10 protein-coding genes are annotated in these 15993 nt (G+C 71.0%); 6 read left to right on the top strand and 4 right to left on the bottom strand.

The window, feature by feature from the left end; all coding sequences use genetic code 11:
* Positions 1 to 160: 160 nt before the first annotated feature.
* From ACNKF0_RS15225 to ACNKF0_RS15200, 6 genes are all read left to right on the top strand, one after another.
* A complete protein-coding gene (locus tag ACNKF0_RS15225; protein WP_416953428.1) occupies positions 161 to 1354 on the top strand; it encodes a Gfo/Idh/MocA family protein in 1194 nt (397 codons plus the stop codon).
* Positions 1351 to 2511, top strand: coding sequence for a xylose isomerase (xylA, locus tag ACNKF0_RS15220; RefSeq protein WP_416953426.1), 1161 nt, complete (start codon positions 1351 to 1353; stop codon positions 2509 to 2511). The genes ACNKF0_RS15225 and xylA overlap by 4 nt, the downstream gene beginning before the upstream one ends.
* 275 nt (positions 2512 to 2786) lie before the next feature.
* Positions 2787 to 9170: a ThuA domain-containing protein gene (locus ACNKF0_RS15215; RefSeq protein ID WP_416953424.1), complete on the top strand. Its 6384-nt coding sequence runs from the start codon at positions 2787 to 2789 to the stop codon at positions 9168 to 9170.
* Between the two features lie 302 nt (positions 9171 to 9472).
* Entirely contained in the window at positions 9473 to 10480 is a 1008-nt protein-coding gene (locus tag ACNKF0_RS15210; RefSeq protein WP_254180227.1) for a sugar phosphate isomerase/epimerase family protein, read from the top strand.
* A 61-nt stretch (positions 10481 to 10541) separates the two neighbouring features.
* Positions 10542 to 11678 carry an inositol-3-phosphate synthase gene (locus ACNKF0_RS15205; protein WP_416953421.1) on the top strand — a complete coding sequence of 379 codons (1137 nt, stop codon included), beginning with the start codon at positions 10542 to 10544 and terminating at the stop codon, positions 11676 to 11678.
* On the top strand, positions 11675 to 12229 hold the full coding sequence (locus ACNKF0_RS15200) for a copper resistance CopC family protein (protein ID WP_416953419.1): 555 nt from the start codon (positions 11675 to 11677) through the stop codon (positions 12227 to 12229). The genes ACNKF0_RS15205 and ACNKF0_RS15200 overlap by 4 nt, the downstream gene beginning before the upstream one ends.
* A gap of 188 nt (positions 12230 to 12417) precedes the next feature.
* Here the strand turns inward: ACNKF0_RS15200 and ACNKF0_RS15195 are convergent, their stop codons facing one another.
* The 4 genes from ACNKF0_RS15195 to ACNKF0_RS15180 are packed head-to-tail and all read right to left on the bottom strand — an operon-like array spanning position 12418 to position 15909.
* On the bottom strand, positions 12418 to 12825 hold the full coding sequence (locus ACNKF0_RS15195) for a universal stress protein (RefSeq protein ID WP_416953417.1): 408 nt from the start codon (positions 12823 to 12825) through the stop codon (positions 12418 to 12420).
* Entirely contained in the window at positions 12822 to 14366 is a 1545-nt protein-coding gene (locus tag ACNKF0_RS15190) for a tripartite tricarboxylate transporter permease (RefSeq protein ID WP_416953415.1), read from the bottom strand. The genes ACNKF0_RS15195 and ACNKF0_RS15190 overlap by 4 nt, the downstream gene beginning before the upstream one ends.
* Complete coding sequence (locus tag ACNKF0_RS15185; RefSeq protein ID WP_416953413.1) at positions 14366 to 14917, bottom strand: tripartite tricarboxylate transporter TctB family protein; 552 nt, start codon at positions 14915 to 14917, stop codon at positions 14366 to 14368. Before ACNKF0_RS15185 ends, ACNKF0_RS15190 begins: the two co-directional genes overlap by 1 nt.
* Positions 14914 to 15909: a Bug family tripartite tricarboxylate transporter substrate binding protein gene (locus tag ACNKF0_RS15180; RefSeq protein WP_416953411.1), complete on the bottom strand. Its 996-nt coding sequence runs from the start codon at positions 15907 to 15909 to the stop codon at positions 14914 to 14916. The genes ACNKF0_RS15185 and ACNKF0_RS15180 overlap by 4 nt, the downstream gene beginning before the upstream one ends.
* Positions 15910 to 15993: the final 84 nt, after the last annotated feature.

Genomic DNA, 15993 nt, shown 5'->3' with positions numbered 1-15993 from the left:
GCGGCGGCTCCCCACCGGGAGCCGCCGCGGCACCCCGGCACCACCCCCTGAACACCCAGATCTGAGCGACCGTCACGACCCGGGCTCGCCGCCCACCGGCACCCGGGGTCTACCAGCCGCGCCCCGACACCCCCCACCAGTCCGCACACGAGGAGGTCCGATGACCACCACTCCCGACGCCCCCGACAGCACGCACGACCTGTCGGTCGGCATGGTGGGGTACGCCTTCATGGGCGCTGCGCACTCGCACGCCTGGCGCACCGCCCCACGGTTCTTCGACCTCCCGCTCCGCCCGCGCATGCGCGCCGTCGCCGGACGCGACCCGCAGGGCGTCCGGGCCGCCGCCGAGCGCCTCGGGTGGGAGTCCACCGAGACCTCGTGGCAGGCCCTCATCGAGCGTGACGACATCGACCTCGTCGATGTCTGCACCCCCGGCCACACCCACGCCGAGATCGTCATCGCCGCCCTCGAGGCCGGCAAGCACGTCCTGTGCGAGAAGCCGCTGGCCAACAGCGTCGAGGAGGCCGAGGCGATGACCCGCGCCGCCGAGGCGGCCGCCGCCTCCGGCGTCCGCGCGATGGTCGGCTTCACCTACCGCCGCGTGCCCGCGATCGCCCTGGCCCGTCAGCTCGTCGCCGAGGGCCGGCTCGGCACGCTGCACCACGTGCGGGCGCAGTACCTCCAGGACTGGATCGTCGATCCGCAGGCTCCGCTCTCGTGGCGCCTGGAGAAGGACAAGGCCGGTTCCGGCTCGCTGGGCGACATCGGCGCCCACATCATCGACATCACGCAGTACATCACCGGCGACACCATCAGCCGCGTCAGCGGCCGACTGCGCACCTTCGTCGAGGAGCGCCCGCTCCCCAGCGAGCACTCCGGACTCTCCGGCACGGCCGGCTCGGGCACCGGCAAGGTGACCGTGGACGACGCCGCCACCTTCCTCGCCGACTTCCGTGGGGGAGCGATGGGCGTCTTCGAGGCGACCCGCTTCGCGTCGGGCCGCAAGAACGCCATCCGCATCGAGGTCAACGGGTCGCAGGGCAGCATCGCCTTCGACTTCGAGGACATGAACGTCCTCCACTTCTTCGACGGCACCGAGGACGCCCGCACCGCCGGCTTCCGCCGGATCCTCGTCACCGAGCCGCAGCACCCCTACGTCGGCGCGTGGTGGCCCCCGGGCCACGTCATCGGCTACGAGCACGGCTTCATCCACCAGGCCGTCGACCTGGTCCGCGACATCGCGGCCAACAACGACCCCTCCCCATCCTTTGCCGACGGACTCCAGGTGCAGCGCGTCCTGGCCGCGGTCGAGACCAGCTCTGACAACGATTCGTGGCAGGAGATCCCCGCATGACCGACTACACCCATTCCCCTGAGGACAAGTTCTCGTTCGGCCTCTGGACCGTGGGCTGGCAGGGCACCGACGTGTTCGGCCCCAGCTCCCGCGCGCTGCTGGACCCGGTCGAGGCCACCTACAAGCTCGCCGAGCTCGGTGCCGCCGCCGTCACCTTCCACGACGACGACCTCGTCCCCGACGACGACAAGCGCGACGCCGTCCTCGAGCGCTTCGAGAAGGCGCTCGCCGACACCGGCCTCGCCGTCGAGATGGTGACCACGAACCTCTTCGGCCACCCCGTGTTCAAGGAGGGCGCGCTCACCGCCAACAACCGCGAGGTGCGGCGCTACGCGCTCACCAAGGCGCTGCGCAACATCGACCTGGCGGCGTCGCTGGGCGCCAAGACGTTCGTGCTCTGGGGCGGCCGCGAGGGCGCCGAGCACGGTGCCGGGAAGGACGTGCAGGCCGCGCTCGACCGCTACAGCGAGTCGCTCAACCTGCTCTGCGCCTACGTCAAGGAGCAGGGCTACGACATGCGGTTCGCCCTCGAGCCCAAGCCCAACGAGCCGCGCGGCGACATCCTGCTCCCGACCATCGGTCACGCCCTCGCGCTCATCTCCGAGCTCGACGACCCGGACATGGTGGGCCTCAACCCCGAGGTGGGCCACGAGGAAATGGCCGGGCTCAACTTCGCCCACGGCATCAGCCAGGCGCTCTGGCACGACAAGCTCTTCCACGTCGACCTCAACGGCCAGCACGGTCCCCGCTTCGACCAGGACCTGCGCTTCGGCGCGGGCAACGTGCGCGGCGCCTTCTGGACCGTCGACGCCCTGCTGGGCGCGGGCACGGGCAAGGCCTACGACGGCTACGTGCACTTCGACTTCAAGCCCCCGCGTGCCGAGGCCGAGGACGGTGTCTGGGAGTCCGCCCGCGGCTGCATGCGCAACTACCTGATCCTGCGGGACAAGGTCCAGGCCTTCCGCGCCGACCCCGACGTCGTCGCGGCCCTCGAGGCGGCCGAGGTCGGCACGCTCCGCACCCCGACCCTCGCCGAGGGGGAGTCGCTCGCCGACCTCCGCGCGGCGTCGTACGACGTGGAGGGCCTCGGCGCGCGCAGCGTCGGCCAGGAGGCACTCGACCAGCTCGCCCTCGAGCACCTGATGGGCGTGCGCTGAGGAGACCCCGAGGCCCGGCGGGCGCCGAACCCGCCGGGCCCCACCACCCGAACCGCCATCCGAACCACCGTCCGTCCGAACCACCGTCCATGCACCCACCGATGCACCACCTGACGCACCACCCGATCCACCGCACCACCGCGTGACAGGGGCCGAACGCCCGGGGACCCGCCCCGGAACTGATGGAGCGCACATCCGTCACCACAGAAGGGATCGTGATGAACAGACTCATCACGCGACTGCAGAGGCGCTCTCGCGTCGCAGTCGGCTCCAGCATGGCCTTGCTCGTGTCGCTGCCGCTGGGCGCGGGCATCGGGCTGGCCTCCTCGGCAACCGCGGCGCCGAGCACCGAGCGCGCCGCCGCCACCGCCCCCGAGGCGTCGGCCACCGACCGGGCCGAGAACAAGAAGAAGAAGGAGTCCGCGACCACCCTGGGCGACGCGGTCCCGTGGACCGCCGACCCGGCGGCATCGGCTGCTGCGGCGGCGGAGGAGTCGTTCGACGCGCTGGTCTTCTCCAAGACCGCGGCGTTCCGCCACGCCAACATCGACGAGGCCACCACCGCCATCCAGGCGCTCGCGGCCGACAACAACTTCACGGTGGCGGTCACCGAGGACAGCACCGCGTTCACCGACGCCAACCTCGAGCAGTACGAGGTCGTCATCTTCCTGTCGACCACCGGTGACGTGCTCAACGATGCCCAGCAGGGTGCGTTCGAGCGCTACATCCAGGCCGGCGGCGGCTACGCAGGCATCCACGCCGCGTCCGACACCGAGTACAGCTGGCCGTGGTACGGCGAGCTGGTCGGCTCCTACTTCAACAACCACCCGCCGGGCACCCCGACGGCGACCGTCAAGGTCGAGGACCACGCGCACCCGTCGACCGCCGGCATCGAGCCGCGCTGGGAGCGCACCGACGAGTGGTACAACTTCCGCACCAACCCCCGCGGGAAGGTGCACGTGCTCGCCTCGCTCGACGAGTCGACCTACACCCCCGGCAACGGCGCGATGGGCAACGAGCACCCGATCGCCTGGTGCCAGGACTACGACGGCGGCCGCAGCTGGTACACCGGCATGGGCCACACCGAGGCGTCCTTCACCGACGCGAAGTTCCTCGGTCACATCCTCGGCGGCATCCAGACCGCGGCCGGCGTAGTCGACTCCGACTGCAAGGCCACCCTGGAGCCGAGCTTCGAGAAGGTCGCGCTCGACGAGAACACCTCCAACCCCATGGAGCTCGCCATCGCCGACGACGGCCGGGTGTTCTACGTCGACCGCAACGGCGACGTGAAGATCATCCTCACCAACGGCAACGTGGTGACCGCCGGCAGCATCCCGGTCTACACCGGCCAGGAGTTCGGCATGCTGGGCATCGCGCTCGACCCGGACTTCGACACCAACAACTGGGTCTACCTGCACTACTCGCCCGCGGGCTCGGCGGCCATCGACCGCATCGCCCGCTACACGATGTCGGGCAACACGCTCCAGCTCGACACCGCCACGACGATCCTCGACGTGCCCACGCAGCGCGACCAGTGCTGCCACGCGGGTGGCGCGATGGAGTTCGACAACGACGGCAACCTCTACCTCGCCACCGGTGACAACACCAACCCGTTCGACTCCAGCGGCTACACCCCGATCGACGAGCGGCCCGGCCGCAGCGCCTGGGACGCCCAGCGCACCTCGGCGAACTCCAACTCGCTGATGGGCAAGGTGCTGCGCATCAAGCCCCTGGCCGCCGGCGGCTACAGCATCCCGGAGGGCAACCTCTTCGACGAGGCCGACGACGCCGACGACAAGACCCGTCCCGAGATCTACGCGATGGGCTTCCGCAACCCGTTCCGGATCGGCCTCGACGAGCAGAACAACAACCTCCTCGTCGCCGACTACGGCCCGGACGCCGGCTCGGTCAGCGCGACGCGCGGACCCAATGGCCGCGTCGAGTGGAACATCCTCGACGAGCCCGGCAACTACGGCTGGCCCTACTGCGTCGGCAACAACACCCCCTACAACGACTACAACTTCGCCAGCAGCACCGCCGGCGCGGCCTTCGACTGCGCCAACCCGGTCAACGACTCGCCCAACAACACGGGCCTGACCAACCTGCCGCCGGCGAAGGCAGCCGTCATGTGGCAGAGCAACAACGCCTCGCTCACCGGCACCCCGGAGATCGGGGCCAGCGGTGCGCCGATGACCTCGGGCACCTACTCCTACGACCCCGACCTGACCTCCGACCGCAAGTGGCCCGCCTACTTCGACAGCAAGGCGATCTGGGCCGACTGGAACAACAGCCGCCTGTTCACGGTGCAGCTCAACGAGGCCGGCACCGACTACACCGACCTCAACCGCTTCCTGCCCAACCTGCCCATGCGACGTCCCCACGCCCTGCAGTTCGGGCCCGACGGCGCGCTCTACATGATCGAGTGGGGCAGCGGCTTCAACGGCAACAACACCGACTCCGGCATCTACCGGATCGACTACGTCGAGGGCAACCGCGCGCCGGTGGCCAGGGCGACGGCCGACAAGACGTCGGGTCCCGCGCCACTGACCGTCCAGTTCGACGGCACGGCATCGTTCGACGCCGACACGGGTGACGCCACGGGCCTGACCTATGCCTGGGACTTCGACGGCGACGGCACCACCGACGCCACCACCCCGACCGGCAGCTGGACCTACACGGCTCCGGGTGACTACACCGCGCGCCTGACGGTGACCGACGAGGGCGGCCGGACCGGGACGACCAACGTCGACATCACGTCGGGCAACACCGCCCCGACCGTCGAGCTGGTCCTCCCCCCGGACGGCGGCTTCTTCGAGTTCGGTGACTACCTGGAGTACGAGGTCGAGGTGAGCGACGCCGAGGACGGCACGATCGACTGCGACCGCGTCGTCGTCCAGCCCGGGCTCGGCCACGACCAGCACTCGCACGACTACGAGCAGTACCGGGGCTGCAGCGGCACCCTCGCGCTGCCCGGTGACACCGGCCACGTGGGCGCCAACATCTTCGGCACCATCAAGGCCACCTACACCGACAGTGGAGCCGGCGAGGCCGGCGAGCTGACCAGCGTCGACGGCATCATCCTGCACACCAAGCAGAAGGAGGCCGAGTACTTCGACCGCACCGGTCGCACCGGGTCCAACGCCACGGGCACCCCGGGCGTCACGACCCAGACCACGACCGACACCGACGGCGGGCAGAACGTCAACGGTGTCGAGACCGGAGACTGGTTCGCCTGGGACGTGATGAACCTGACCAACATCAACGGCGTCACGATGCGTGCGGCCTCCACCACGGCCGGCGCGGCGTTCGAGATCAGGCAGGGTTCGGCCACGGGCACCGTGATCGGCACGCTGGACGTGCCCAACACGGGCGGTGCTCAGACCTACCAGGACGTGTCGACCACCTTCACCGGCGCCTCGACCGACAGCGAGCCGCTGTTCGTCGTGGCCACCACCGGTGGCGCCAACGTCAACTGGCTGCGCTTCAACGGCCGGGGAGTCACCGACAACCAGCCCCCCGCCGTCTCGATCGAGGCCAGCACGACCAACGGCGAGGCACCCCTGCCCGTGCAGTTCACCAGCACGGTCGAGGACGCCGACGGTGACATCCCTGTCACCTACGCGTGGGACTTCGGGGACGACACCAGCTCCACCGACGCCAACCCGAGCCACACCTACACCACGCCGGGCACGTACGTCGTCACGGCGGTCGTGACCGACTCGCGCGGGGCGAAGACCACCCGCACGCTGGAGGTGAGGGTCAGGGCATCGCAGGACATCTGCTTCAGCGGTCGTTCCGACGACTTCGTGGGAGATGCCCTCGACACCGAGCGGTGGAACCGGAGCGTGCGCGTCGACCAGGCGCTCACCGTGGCTGACGGGACGCTCAACATCCCGTTGACCAACTCCGACATCTACCAGGGCACCAACACCACGCCCAACATCGTCCTCCAGGACCTGCCGGGCGGGGCCTTCGAGGTCACGACCAAGCTCACGCTGCCTGCCGTCCGCGGCTACCAGCAGGGTGGCCTGATCGTCTACGGCGATGACAACAACTACCTCAAGCTCGTCTACTCCGGTCGTTCCACGGCCGCGGCGGGCAGCAAGGCGGCCAACGTCATCCAGTTCGCCAAGGAGGTCAACGGCACGGCATCGGAGTCCAACTCCACCGCCCTCGGCGCGGACTTCCCCGACACCGTGTGGCTGCGGATGACGAGCACCGACGGCAACGTCGTCACTCCCACCTACAGCACCGACGGGGCCACCTGGCTCCCCATCACCACGTCGAACGGCACGGCCGCTCCCCGCGACCTGTCCAGCATCACCGCACCGAAGGTCGGCCTGCTCGCCCTGGGCAGCACGGCAGCGGGTGCGGCGGACAACATCACCGCCGAGTTCGACTACTTCACCCTGACCCCTGACGACACGGCCGTGCCCTGCGCCGAGCCCTGCGTCGTCGAGGAGTTCAACGGCCAGTCCCTGGCGTCCCCGCCGTGGACCGTCGTACGACCGAGCGGGAACCTCACGGTCTCCGACGGCTCGGTGAAGATCCCGATGGAGGCGACCGACCTCTACCAGACGACGAACACCGCCCGCGACCTGGTCCTCCGTGACCTGCCCGAGGGTCCGTTCGTCGCCACGACCAAGGTCACCGCACCGATCGACAGGTCCTACCAGTCGGCAGGCCTGCTCATCTACGGAGACGACGACAACTACCTCAAGCACGTCTTCCAGGGACGCAGCGGCGACCCCAACGCGGCGTCCAACATCATCCAGACGGCGCGGGAGACCGCAGCCAGTGCCGTCGAGACCAACACGCCGGGCCTCGGGGCGGAGTTCCCGACCACCGTGTGGCTGCGGCTGACCAGCGAGGACGGCATCGAGGTCCTCGGCAGCTACAGCACCGACGGTGAGTCGTGGACGGACATGGACGCCGGCTACAGCATCGCCGGCCTCACCGACCCGAAGATCGGCCTCCTCTCCGCCGCCAACCAGACGGCCGGAGCCGGGATCACGTCGAGCTTCGACTTCTTCACCCTCGGTGAGGACGACACCTGCGAGCCGGGTGGCGAGGAGCCGGGCGACACCACGGCACCGACGACGACCTTCTCCATCCCGGATGCCACCGGCGAGGCCGGCTGGTACACCACGCGGCCGTCGTTCACCCTGGCCGCTGCCGACGAGACGGACGGGTCGGGCGTCGCCTCGACCGAGTACCGCATCGCCGGGGGCGACTGGACGCCGTACACCGGTGCCGTCCAGGTCACGGGTGAGGGCTCGCGCCTGGTCGAGTACCGCTCGACCGACGAGGCCGGCAACGTGGAGGCGACGAAGTCGCTGACGGTCAAGATCGACACGGTCGCACCGACCGCGACGATCAAGGTGCCCGACGCCACGGGCCAGGACGGGTGGCACACCAGCCGTCCGTCGTTCACCCTGGCTGGCACCGACGCTGCGGGCGGGTCGGGCCTCGGCTCGATCGAGTACCGCATCGACGGCGGGGACTGGATGCCCTACTCCATCGCGGTCCCGGTGACCGGCGAGGGTGAGCGCCTGGTCGAGTACCGCTCGACCGACGTGGCGGGCAACGTCTCGGAGCTCGGTTCGGAGACCGTCAAGGTCGACACCGCTCCTCCGGTCGTCACCACGGCTGAGACCGGCAGCACCACCAAGACGGTCACGCTGACCGCCACCGACGCCACCTCGGGTGTGGCAGGCATCGAGTACCGGATCGGCGACGCCACCACGTGGAGCGCGTACGACGCGCCGCTGACGTTCGACGAGCCGGGGACCTACCTGGTGCGCTACCGCGCGGCCGACAAGGCGGGCAACACCGCGGGCGGACAGCTCGAGGTCGTCGTCAGCGAGCCGGGTGAGCCGGTCGAGCCGGCGAAGCCGTCGGTCACCATGACCACGGCGCCCGCCGCGGCCAACGGCCGTGCCAACTGGTTCACCGCACCCGTCACGGTCACCCTCGCGGGTGCCGGCGGCGAGGGTCGGGTCTCGATCCAGTACCGCATCGACAACGGCCCGTGGACGGCGTACACCGCGCCGTTCAAGGTCAGCGCCGACGGCGTCACCCGGGTCCAGGCCCGGGCCACCGACGCCGCCGGGACGACCTCGGCGATCGAGACGACCACCATCAAGATGGACGCCACGGCGCCCACGGTGGCCGTCGACGGCATCGCCGACGGCGCCAAGCTCGACGTCGCCGCGGTCCGCACCGCACGGGTCTCGGTCTCCGACGCCACGTCGGGTGCCGCCGAGCAGGTGGTCCGACTCGACGGAGAGGTGGTGAACGCTCCGGTGCGCCTCGACGCGATGTCGCTGGCACCGGGCCGTCACACCCTCGAGGTCACCGTCCTCGACGAGGCCGGCAACCAGGCCTCGCAGGCGGTCACCTTCCGGGTGGTGGTCCGGTCCTACGGGAAGGTCAAGAAGCTCGTCAACCGACTCGACGACCAGGGCCTGGTCGGTCCGAAGCTGGCCAAGAAGCTGAAGAAGCAGCTCCAGGCCGCCAACCGTGCCGACCGTCGCAAGGACGCAGGGCAGGCCGTCAGGTCGCTCAAGCGCTTCGAGCGGCTCGCCACCCGGGTGGGCGACAAGGAGGTGAGGCTCGCACTCAAGCGCCTGTCGCGCACGCTGAAGTCGCAGCTGTAGGCGCCGGCGAGCACGAGGACGTCCGAGGTCGGGCGGCTCGGCCACCACAGCACCCTCGGGTGAGGTGAACCGGCGCGTACGCAGGATCGGCCCTGCGTGCGAGCCGGAGGCCGGGCCCCCGACCGGGCGGGGGGTGGTGCCGCAAGGCGCCGCCCCCAAGCGGCCGGTGCCGGGACACGGCGCTCCGTCCCGGCACCGGTTCGCGCCGGCCGACCGGCCACCAGATATCACTGAACCACCCGCACGACCCGCACCATCCGCACCACCAGCCGAAACGCACCACCACTACCTGAGGAGCACACATGCCACGCCCCGTCACCCTGTTCACCGGCCAGTGGGCCGACCTGCCGTTCGAGGAGATGTGCAAGCTCGCCTCCGGCTGGGGCTACGACGGCCTCGAGCTGGCCTGCTGGGGCGACCACTTCGACCCGTGGGCAGCGGTCGAGGACGAGTCCTACGTCCCGGCCAAGCTGGAGATGCTCAAGAAGTACGACCTGCAGGTCTTCGCGATCAGCAACCACCTCAAGGGCCAGGCGGTCTGCGACGACCCGATCGACGCCCGCCACCGCGACATCCTCCCCGACCGCATCTGGGGCGACGGCGACGCCGAGGGCGTGCGCCAGCGCGCCGCGGAGGAGATGAAGATGACCGCGCGCGCCGCGCGCAAGCTCGGGGTGGACGTCGTCGTCGGGTTCACCGGGTCCTCGATCTGGAAGTACGTCGCGATGTTCCCGCCGGCCTCCCAGGCGCTCGTCGACGCCGGCTACCAGGACTTCGCCGACCGGTGGAACCCGATCCTCGACGTCTTCGACAGCGAGGGCGTGAAGTTCGCCCACGAGGTGCACCCGTCCGAGATCGCCTACGACTACTGGACCACCGTGGCCGCGCTCGAGGCGATCGACCACCGCGAGGCGTTCGGCCTCAACTGGGACCCCTCGCACTTCGTCTGGCAGGACCTCGACCCGGTCGGCTTCCTGTGGGACTTCAAGGACCGGATCTACCACGTCGACTGCAAGGACGCGAAGAAGCAGGTCGGCAACGGTCGCAACGGTCGCATGGGCTCCCACCTGGCCTGGGCCGACCCGCGCCGCGGGTGGGACTTCGTCTCGACCGGTCATGGCGACGTGCCGTGGGAGGCATGCTTCCGGATGCTCAACACGATCGGCTACGACGGCCCGATCTCGGTGGAGTGGGAGGACGCCGGCATGGACCGTCTCGTCGGCGCTCCGGAGGCGCTCGAGTTCGTGCGGCGGCTGGCGTTCGACGCCCCGACCGCGGCCTTCGACGCGGCCTTCTCGACCTCGTCCTGACCCACCGGACGTCCACCTGAACGTCCACCGTGCCCCCGCCCACCAGTCCGAGGAGGACGACATGAACACCACGCCCGAGGTGACGGCCAGGACAGGCGTGTGGTTCGTGGGTGCGCGGGGCTCGGTGGCCACCACAGCGGTGGTCGGTGCGTACGCCGTGGCGCATGGCCTCGCACCGACCACCGCTCTCGTGACCGAGCTGCCGGACCTGCGGCCCGACGGCCTGCCGCCCCTGGCGGGGCTGGTCTTCGGCGGCCACGACGTCAGCGCCCAGTCGCTGCCCAAGCGGGCCGAGGAGCTCGCGGCCGGCGGCGTCGTCCCGGCAGCTCTGGTGGACGCCGCCCGCGCCCACCTCGAGGCCGTGGACGCCGACGTACGACCCGGCCACGCGGCTGGGTCGGCCACCGCCGCCGAGGCGGTGGAGCGGCTCGCCGCCGACATCGCCGACTTCCGCGACCGGCACCGGCTCGACCGCGTGGTCGTGGTCGACGTCGCCAGCACCCAGCCGCCGGTCCCCGACCCCGACTCGATGACGGCCGTCGACGACGCGCTGCCGGTCGGGGCCGTCTACGCGCTGGCGGCCTTCCGCGCCGGCGCGTCCTTCGTCTCCTTCACCCCCAGCCCGTGCCTCCGGCTGCCGGTCGTGGTGGCGGCGGCGCGATGCAGCGGCCTGCCCTGGGCCGGGTGCGACGGCAAGACAGGGGAGACCCTGCTCAAGTCGGCGCTCGCGCCGATGTTCGTCATGCGCGCCCTCGAGCTGCGGTCGTGGACGTCGGTCAACCTGCTCGGCGGTGGCGACGGCGCGACCCTGGCCGACCCCGAGGCGGCGCGGAGCAAGACCGTGGCCAAGCGCAGCGGCCTCGACGCCATGGTCGGCCGGGCGGTCCCGGGGCCGATGCACATCGACCAGGTCGAGGACCTGGGGGAGTGGAAGACGGCGTGGGACCACGTCCGGTTCGACGGCTTCCTCGGCACCCGCATGACGCTCCAGCTCACCTGGGAGGGGTGCGACTCCGCGCTCGCCGCGCCGCTGGTCCTCGACCTCGCGCGGCTGGTGTCCGCCGCGCACGCGGCCGGGCGGACCGGCCCCCTCACCGAGCTCGCCTTCTTCTTCAAGGACCCCGTCGGAGGCACCGAGCACCGGCTGGCCCAGCAGTGGGCCGACCTCGTCGCCTGGCGCCACGGGCTCGAGGCATGAGCGCCGCACCACCGCCGCGCGCCGGGCGCGGCGCCGCCGTCCTCGCGAGCCTCGGCGCCGTCCTGGTCGTGCTCGCGTCGGCACCGCCGGCCGCGGCCCACGAGGAGCTGCTCTCGTCCGACCCCTCGGAGTCCGGTGTGGTGGAGACGCTGCCCTCGCGCGCGATCCTCACCTTCTCCGGTGCGGTCAGCGAGGTCCACGAGATCACCGTGACCGGCCCGGACGGCAGCGTCGCCAACGGCGCCGCCACCTCGGTCGGGGCGGAGGTCCGCCAGAACCTGTGGGCGGGTCCCGACGGCGCCTACACCCTCACCTACGACGTGCTCTCCTCCGACGGTCACGAGATCGCCGGGGAGATCAACTTCGAGGTCGGCGGCGGCACCCCCGCGAGCGGCGACGAGGAGGCCGCGGCAGGCGCGTCCTCCTCGTCCGACACCGCCCCGGAGGGCGTGCTCCGCGGCGTCGTCGTCCCGGCAGCGGTGGTGCTGCTGTCCGGCGCCTGCGCGCTGGTGCTGTGGCACCGGCGTCGGGCGACCGGCGGGGCCACCTGACAACGCGCCCGACGAAGCAGTGCGGTGGCTGTGGTCCACCCGGTGGACCACAGCCACCGCACTGTTGATGCACGGCACCTTTGCGCCGTCGACCCGCCAGGCGCTCCGGATCGTCAGCCACCGCGCCGCCGATGTCGTTCTGCCGGAGGACGCCCTCGCGGGTCGTCGACCGGTGACCCGCGCGCGGCTCAGTCCGGCTTGACCGCCAGCACGGCACAGTCCGCGCCGAGCAGGATCCGCTGGGCGACGCTGCCCATCAGCAGCTTGCCGACGGGAGAGCGGCGGCGCAGGCCGATCACGACCAGGTCGGCGGTGACGTCCTCGGCGACCGCGAGGACCTGGTCGCCGACGTCGGCGCCCATCGAGCGGCGTACGTCGACCGCGACACCCGCCGCGCCCAGCTCGGCCGCGAGCGCGGCGAGCTGGTCCTCGTCGGCGTAGCGATCGTCGACCAGCGCGTCACCGCGTGTGGCGTTGACGACCACGACACGTCCGTCGCGGAGCCTCGCCTCCTCCACGGCGCGGTGCAGCGCCGCCTCGCCGTACTCGTCGGGGGACCAGCCCACCACGATCGTCACTGCGTCCTGCTGGCTCATCGCACCTTCTCCTCTTCCTCGGCGGGGGCCTGGAGCTCATCGGCCACGGCGGCCGGGGTGGGGCGGATCCGGCGGACCGCCAGGGGAGCGACCACGGCGATCGCGACGACCACGTAGATCGCGATGGCGAGGGGCTCGCTCCACAGGCCGGAGACGTCGCCTCCGGAGATCGCCATCGCCTCACGCAGCTTGAGCTCCATGAGCGGGCCGAGGATGACGCCGAGGATCAGCGGCAGCACCGGCAGTGCGAACCGCCGCATCATCAGTCCGAGCAGGCCGAGGAGCAGCAGCAGGAACAGGTCGAAGGCCTGCAGGTTGGTGGCATAGGCGCCGAGCGCGGCGAAGAACAGGATGCCGGCGTAGAGCTGGGGCCGGGGGATCCGCAGCAGCTTGGCCCACACCGGAGCGAGCGGCAGGTTGAGCACCAGCAGCAGGACGTTGCCGATCAGCAGGCTCGCGAGAAGCGCCCAGACGAGGTCGGGCTGGTCGGTCATCAGGCTGGGTCCGGGCTCGATGCCGTAGCCCTGGAAGGCGGCGAGCATGACCGCGGAGGTCGCCGTCACCGGCAGGCCCAGGGCGAGCAGCGGCACGAAGGTGCCGGCGGCCGAGGCGTTGTTGGCCGCCTCAGGGCCGGCGACGCCCTCGATTGCACCCCGGCCGAACTCGTCCTGGCCCTTGCGCGCAGCGATCCGCTTCTCGGTGATGTAGGACAGGAACGTCGGGATCTCCGCGCCACCGGCCGGCACCGCACCGAACGGGAAGCCGTACGCCGTGCCGCGCAGCCACGGGCCCCACGACCGCCTGAGGTCCAGGCGGCTCATCCACGGACGACCGACCGGGATCACGTGCGCCGGGCTGCGTCGCAGGTGTGCGGCCACCCAGAGTGCCTCGCCGAGGGCGAAGATGCCGACCGCCACCACGACGACGTCGATCCGGTCGGCGAGCAGCGGCTGGTCGAAGCTGAGCCGCGGCTGCCCGGTGTTGAGGTCGAGGCCGACGAGGCCGATGGTGAGGCCGAGGAACAGGGCGATGAAGCCGCGCAGCGTCGAGCCGCCGAGCACGCTCGTCACCGACACCATCGCCAGGACCATGAGCGCGAAGTACGACGGTGCCCCGATCTCGACGGCCACCGATGCGAGCGCCGGGGCGAAGAAGACCACGAGGAGCGTGCCGATCGTGCCCGCGATGAAGGACCCGATGGCCGCGGTGGCGAGTGCCTGCGCGGCCTTGCCTGCCCGCGCCATCAGGTTGCCCTCGAGCGCAGTCATCACCGACGCCGACTCACCCGGCGTGTTCAGCAGGATCGCGGTCGTCGAGCCGCCGTACATGCCGCCGTAGTAGATGCCGGCGAACATGATGAAGGCGGCGACCGGGTCGAGGCCGTAGGTCACCGGCAGCAGCAGCGCGACCGCCATGGCCGGGCCGATGCCCGGCAGCACGCCGACGAACGTGCCGAGCAGCACGCCGATGGCGCAGTACATCAGGTTCTCCGGGGTGAGGACGGCTCCGAAGCCGCCCATCAACAGGCTGAGGTTGTCCATCAGAGCACCCCGTCCAGGATCCCGGCGGGCAGGATGACGCCCAGGCCCTCGTGGAAGGCGTACCAGCTGGTCACCGACAGCACGAGGCCGACGATCACGTCACGCACCAGGGTGCGGCTGCCGAGCGACCAGGCCGATCCGACGAAGAGGATCGCGCCGCTGATCGCCCAGCCCAGGAACGAGACCGTCAGGACCGTGAACATGAAGACGCCGACCAGCTTGAGGACGGTGACCCAGTCAGCCGGCTGGCGCAGGTCGACGTCCTCGCCGCCCTCGGCCTCCGGGACGTCGCCGCGCAGGGTGGCGAGCACCAGCAGGCCGCCGAGGAGGACGGTCACGGCGCCGATGACGTAGGGGAAGACGCGCGGCCCGACCGGGTCGCCGAAGCCGATGCGCAACGTGGTCGCGTCGTAGACGGTGTAGGCGCCGACGACGACCAGTGCGGCCGCGAGGCCGAGCTGCGCCATGTCGCGCCGGGGCTCGGCCGCCGGGGCGGCGGGTGCGCCCGGGGTGTCCGGGGTGTCCGGGTGGGTGTCGAGTGGTGTGCTCACAGCAGGTCCAGCTCCTCGAGGGTGGTGGCGACGCGCTGGTCCTGTTCCTCCAGGAACTGGGTGAAGTCGTCGCCGGTCTTGAACTCGTCGATCCAGCCGTTGTCCTCGAGGGCCTGCTGCCACTCGGGGGTCTCGTGCATCTCCTCGAGCATCGCGATGAGCTCGTCGCGCCGCTCCTCGCTGATGCCGGGGGGCGCCCACACGCCGCGCCAGTTGGTGAAGACCAGGTCGATGCCGGCCTCCGTGAGGGTGGGCGCCTGGCTGATGCCCTCACCCTTGAGCCGCTCCTCGCCGGACACGGCCAGCAGCCGCAGCTCGCCGGACGAGAGCTGGCCCTCGAACTCGCCGACGCCGGAGAAGCCGACGTCGATCTTGTTGCCGAGCAGGGCGCTCGTCAGCGGACCGCCGCCGTCGTACGGCACGTAGGTCACGTCGCGCGGGTCGACGTCCACGGCGCTGGCGAGCTGCATCGGGAACAGGTGGTCGGGGCCGCCGGGGGAGGACCCTCCGCCGAGGACGATGGCGGCCGGGTCGTCCTGCCACGCCTGCACGAGGTCGTCGATCGTCTCGTACGGCGAGTCGGCGGGGACGAGGACGCCCTCCTGGTCCTCGATGAGCTGGGCCAGCGGTGTCGCGTCGTCCATCGCGTAGGGCGCACCGAACGAGTAGAGCGACCCGACCACGCCGAGGCCGGCGGTCATCAGGGTGTGCTCGTCGCCGTCGGCGTTCATCAGCCGCGTCATCGCGACCGACCCGCCGGCGCCGATCACGTTGGTGACCTCGAACGAGCCGCCGGTGATGTCGCCGTTCTCCATCACGGCCACCGCCGCGCGACCGGTCTGGTCGTAGCCGCCGCCCGGGCTGTTGGGGATCAGCATGGTCAGGTCCCGGCTCTGGTCGCCGCGGGTCACCCCGCAGCCGGTCGCCAGCACCAGCGCGCTGCCGAGGGCCACCACCGTGGCGATGGCCCGCGTCGTCCTTCGGCGCCTCATGTGCACTCCGCTCTGTCGTCTCTGTCGGCGGCCCACGCAGGTCCGCCCACGACGATGGTGGAGACTGCGTGTGGTGCCCGTCAC

Origin of the sequence: Nocardioides sp. T5, assembly GCF_048161455.1 — a bacterium.
Classification (GTDB): Bacteria; Actinomycetota; Actinomycetes; order Propionibacteriales; family Nocardioidaceae; genus Nocardioides.
This window is presented reverse-complemented; position numbering and strand designations above follow the sequence as displayed.

What these genes read in the sequence shown, in the direction of transcription:
- ACNKF0_RS15225 (WP_416953428.1), top strand. Translation starts at nt 161, where the DNA reads ATGACCACCACTCCCGACGCCCCCGACAGCACGCACGACCTGTCGGTC.
- xylA (WP_416953426.1), top strand. Translation starts at nt 1,351, where the DNA reads ATGACCGACTACACCCATTCCCCTGAGGACAAGTTCTCGTTCGGCCTC.
- ACNKF0_RS15215 (WP_416953424.1), top strand. Translation starts at nt 2,787, where the DNA reads ATGGCCTTGCTCGTGTCGCTGCCGCTGGGCGCGGGCATCGGGCTGGCC.
- ACNKF0_RS15210 (WP_254180227.1), top strand. Translation starts at nt 9,473, where the DNA reads ATGCCACGCCCCGTCACCCTGTTCACCGGCCAGTGGGCCGACCTGCCG.
- ACNKF0_RS15205 (WP_416953421.1), top strand. Translation starts at nt 10,542, where the DNA reads ATGAACACCACGCCCGAGGTGACGGCCAGGACAGGCGTGTGGTTCGTG.
- ACNKF0_RS15200 (WP_416953419.1), top strand. Translation starts at nt 11,675, where the DNA reads ATGAGCGCCGCACCACCGCCGCGCGCCGGGCGCGGCGCCGCCGTCCTC.
- ACNKF0_RS15195 (WP_416953417.1), bottom strand. Translation starts at nt 12,825, where the DNA reads ATGAGCCAGCAGGACGCAGTGACGATCGTGGTGGGCTGGTCCCCCGAC.
- ACNKF0_RS15190 (WP_416953415.1), bottom strand. Translation starts at nt 14,366, where the DNA reads ATGGACAACCTCAGCCTGTTGATGGGCGGCTTCGGAGCCGTCCTCACC.
- ACNKF0_RS15180 (WP_416953411.1), bottom strand. Translation starts at nt 15,909, where the DNA reads ATGAGGCGCCGAAGGACGACGCGGGCCATCGCCACGGTGGTGGCCCTC.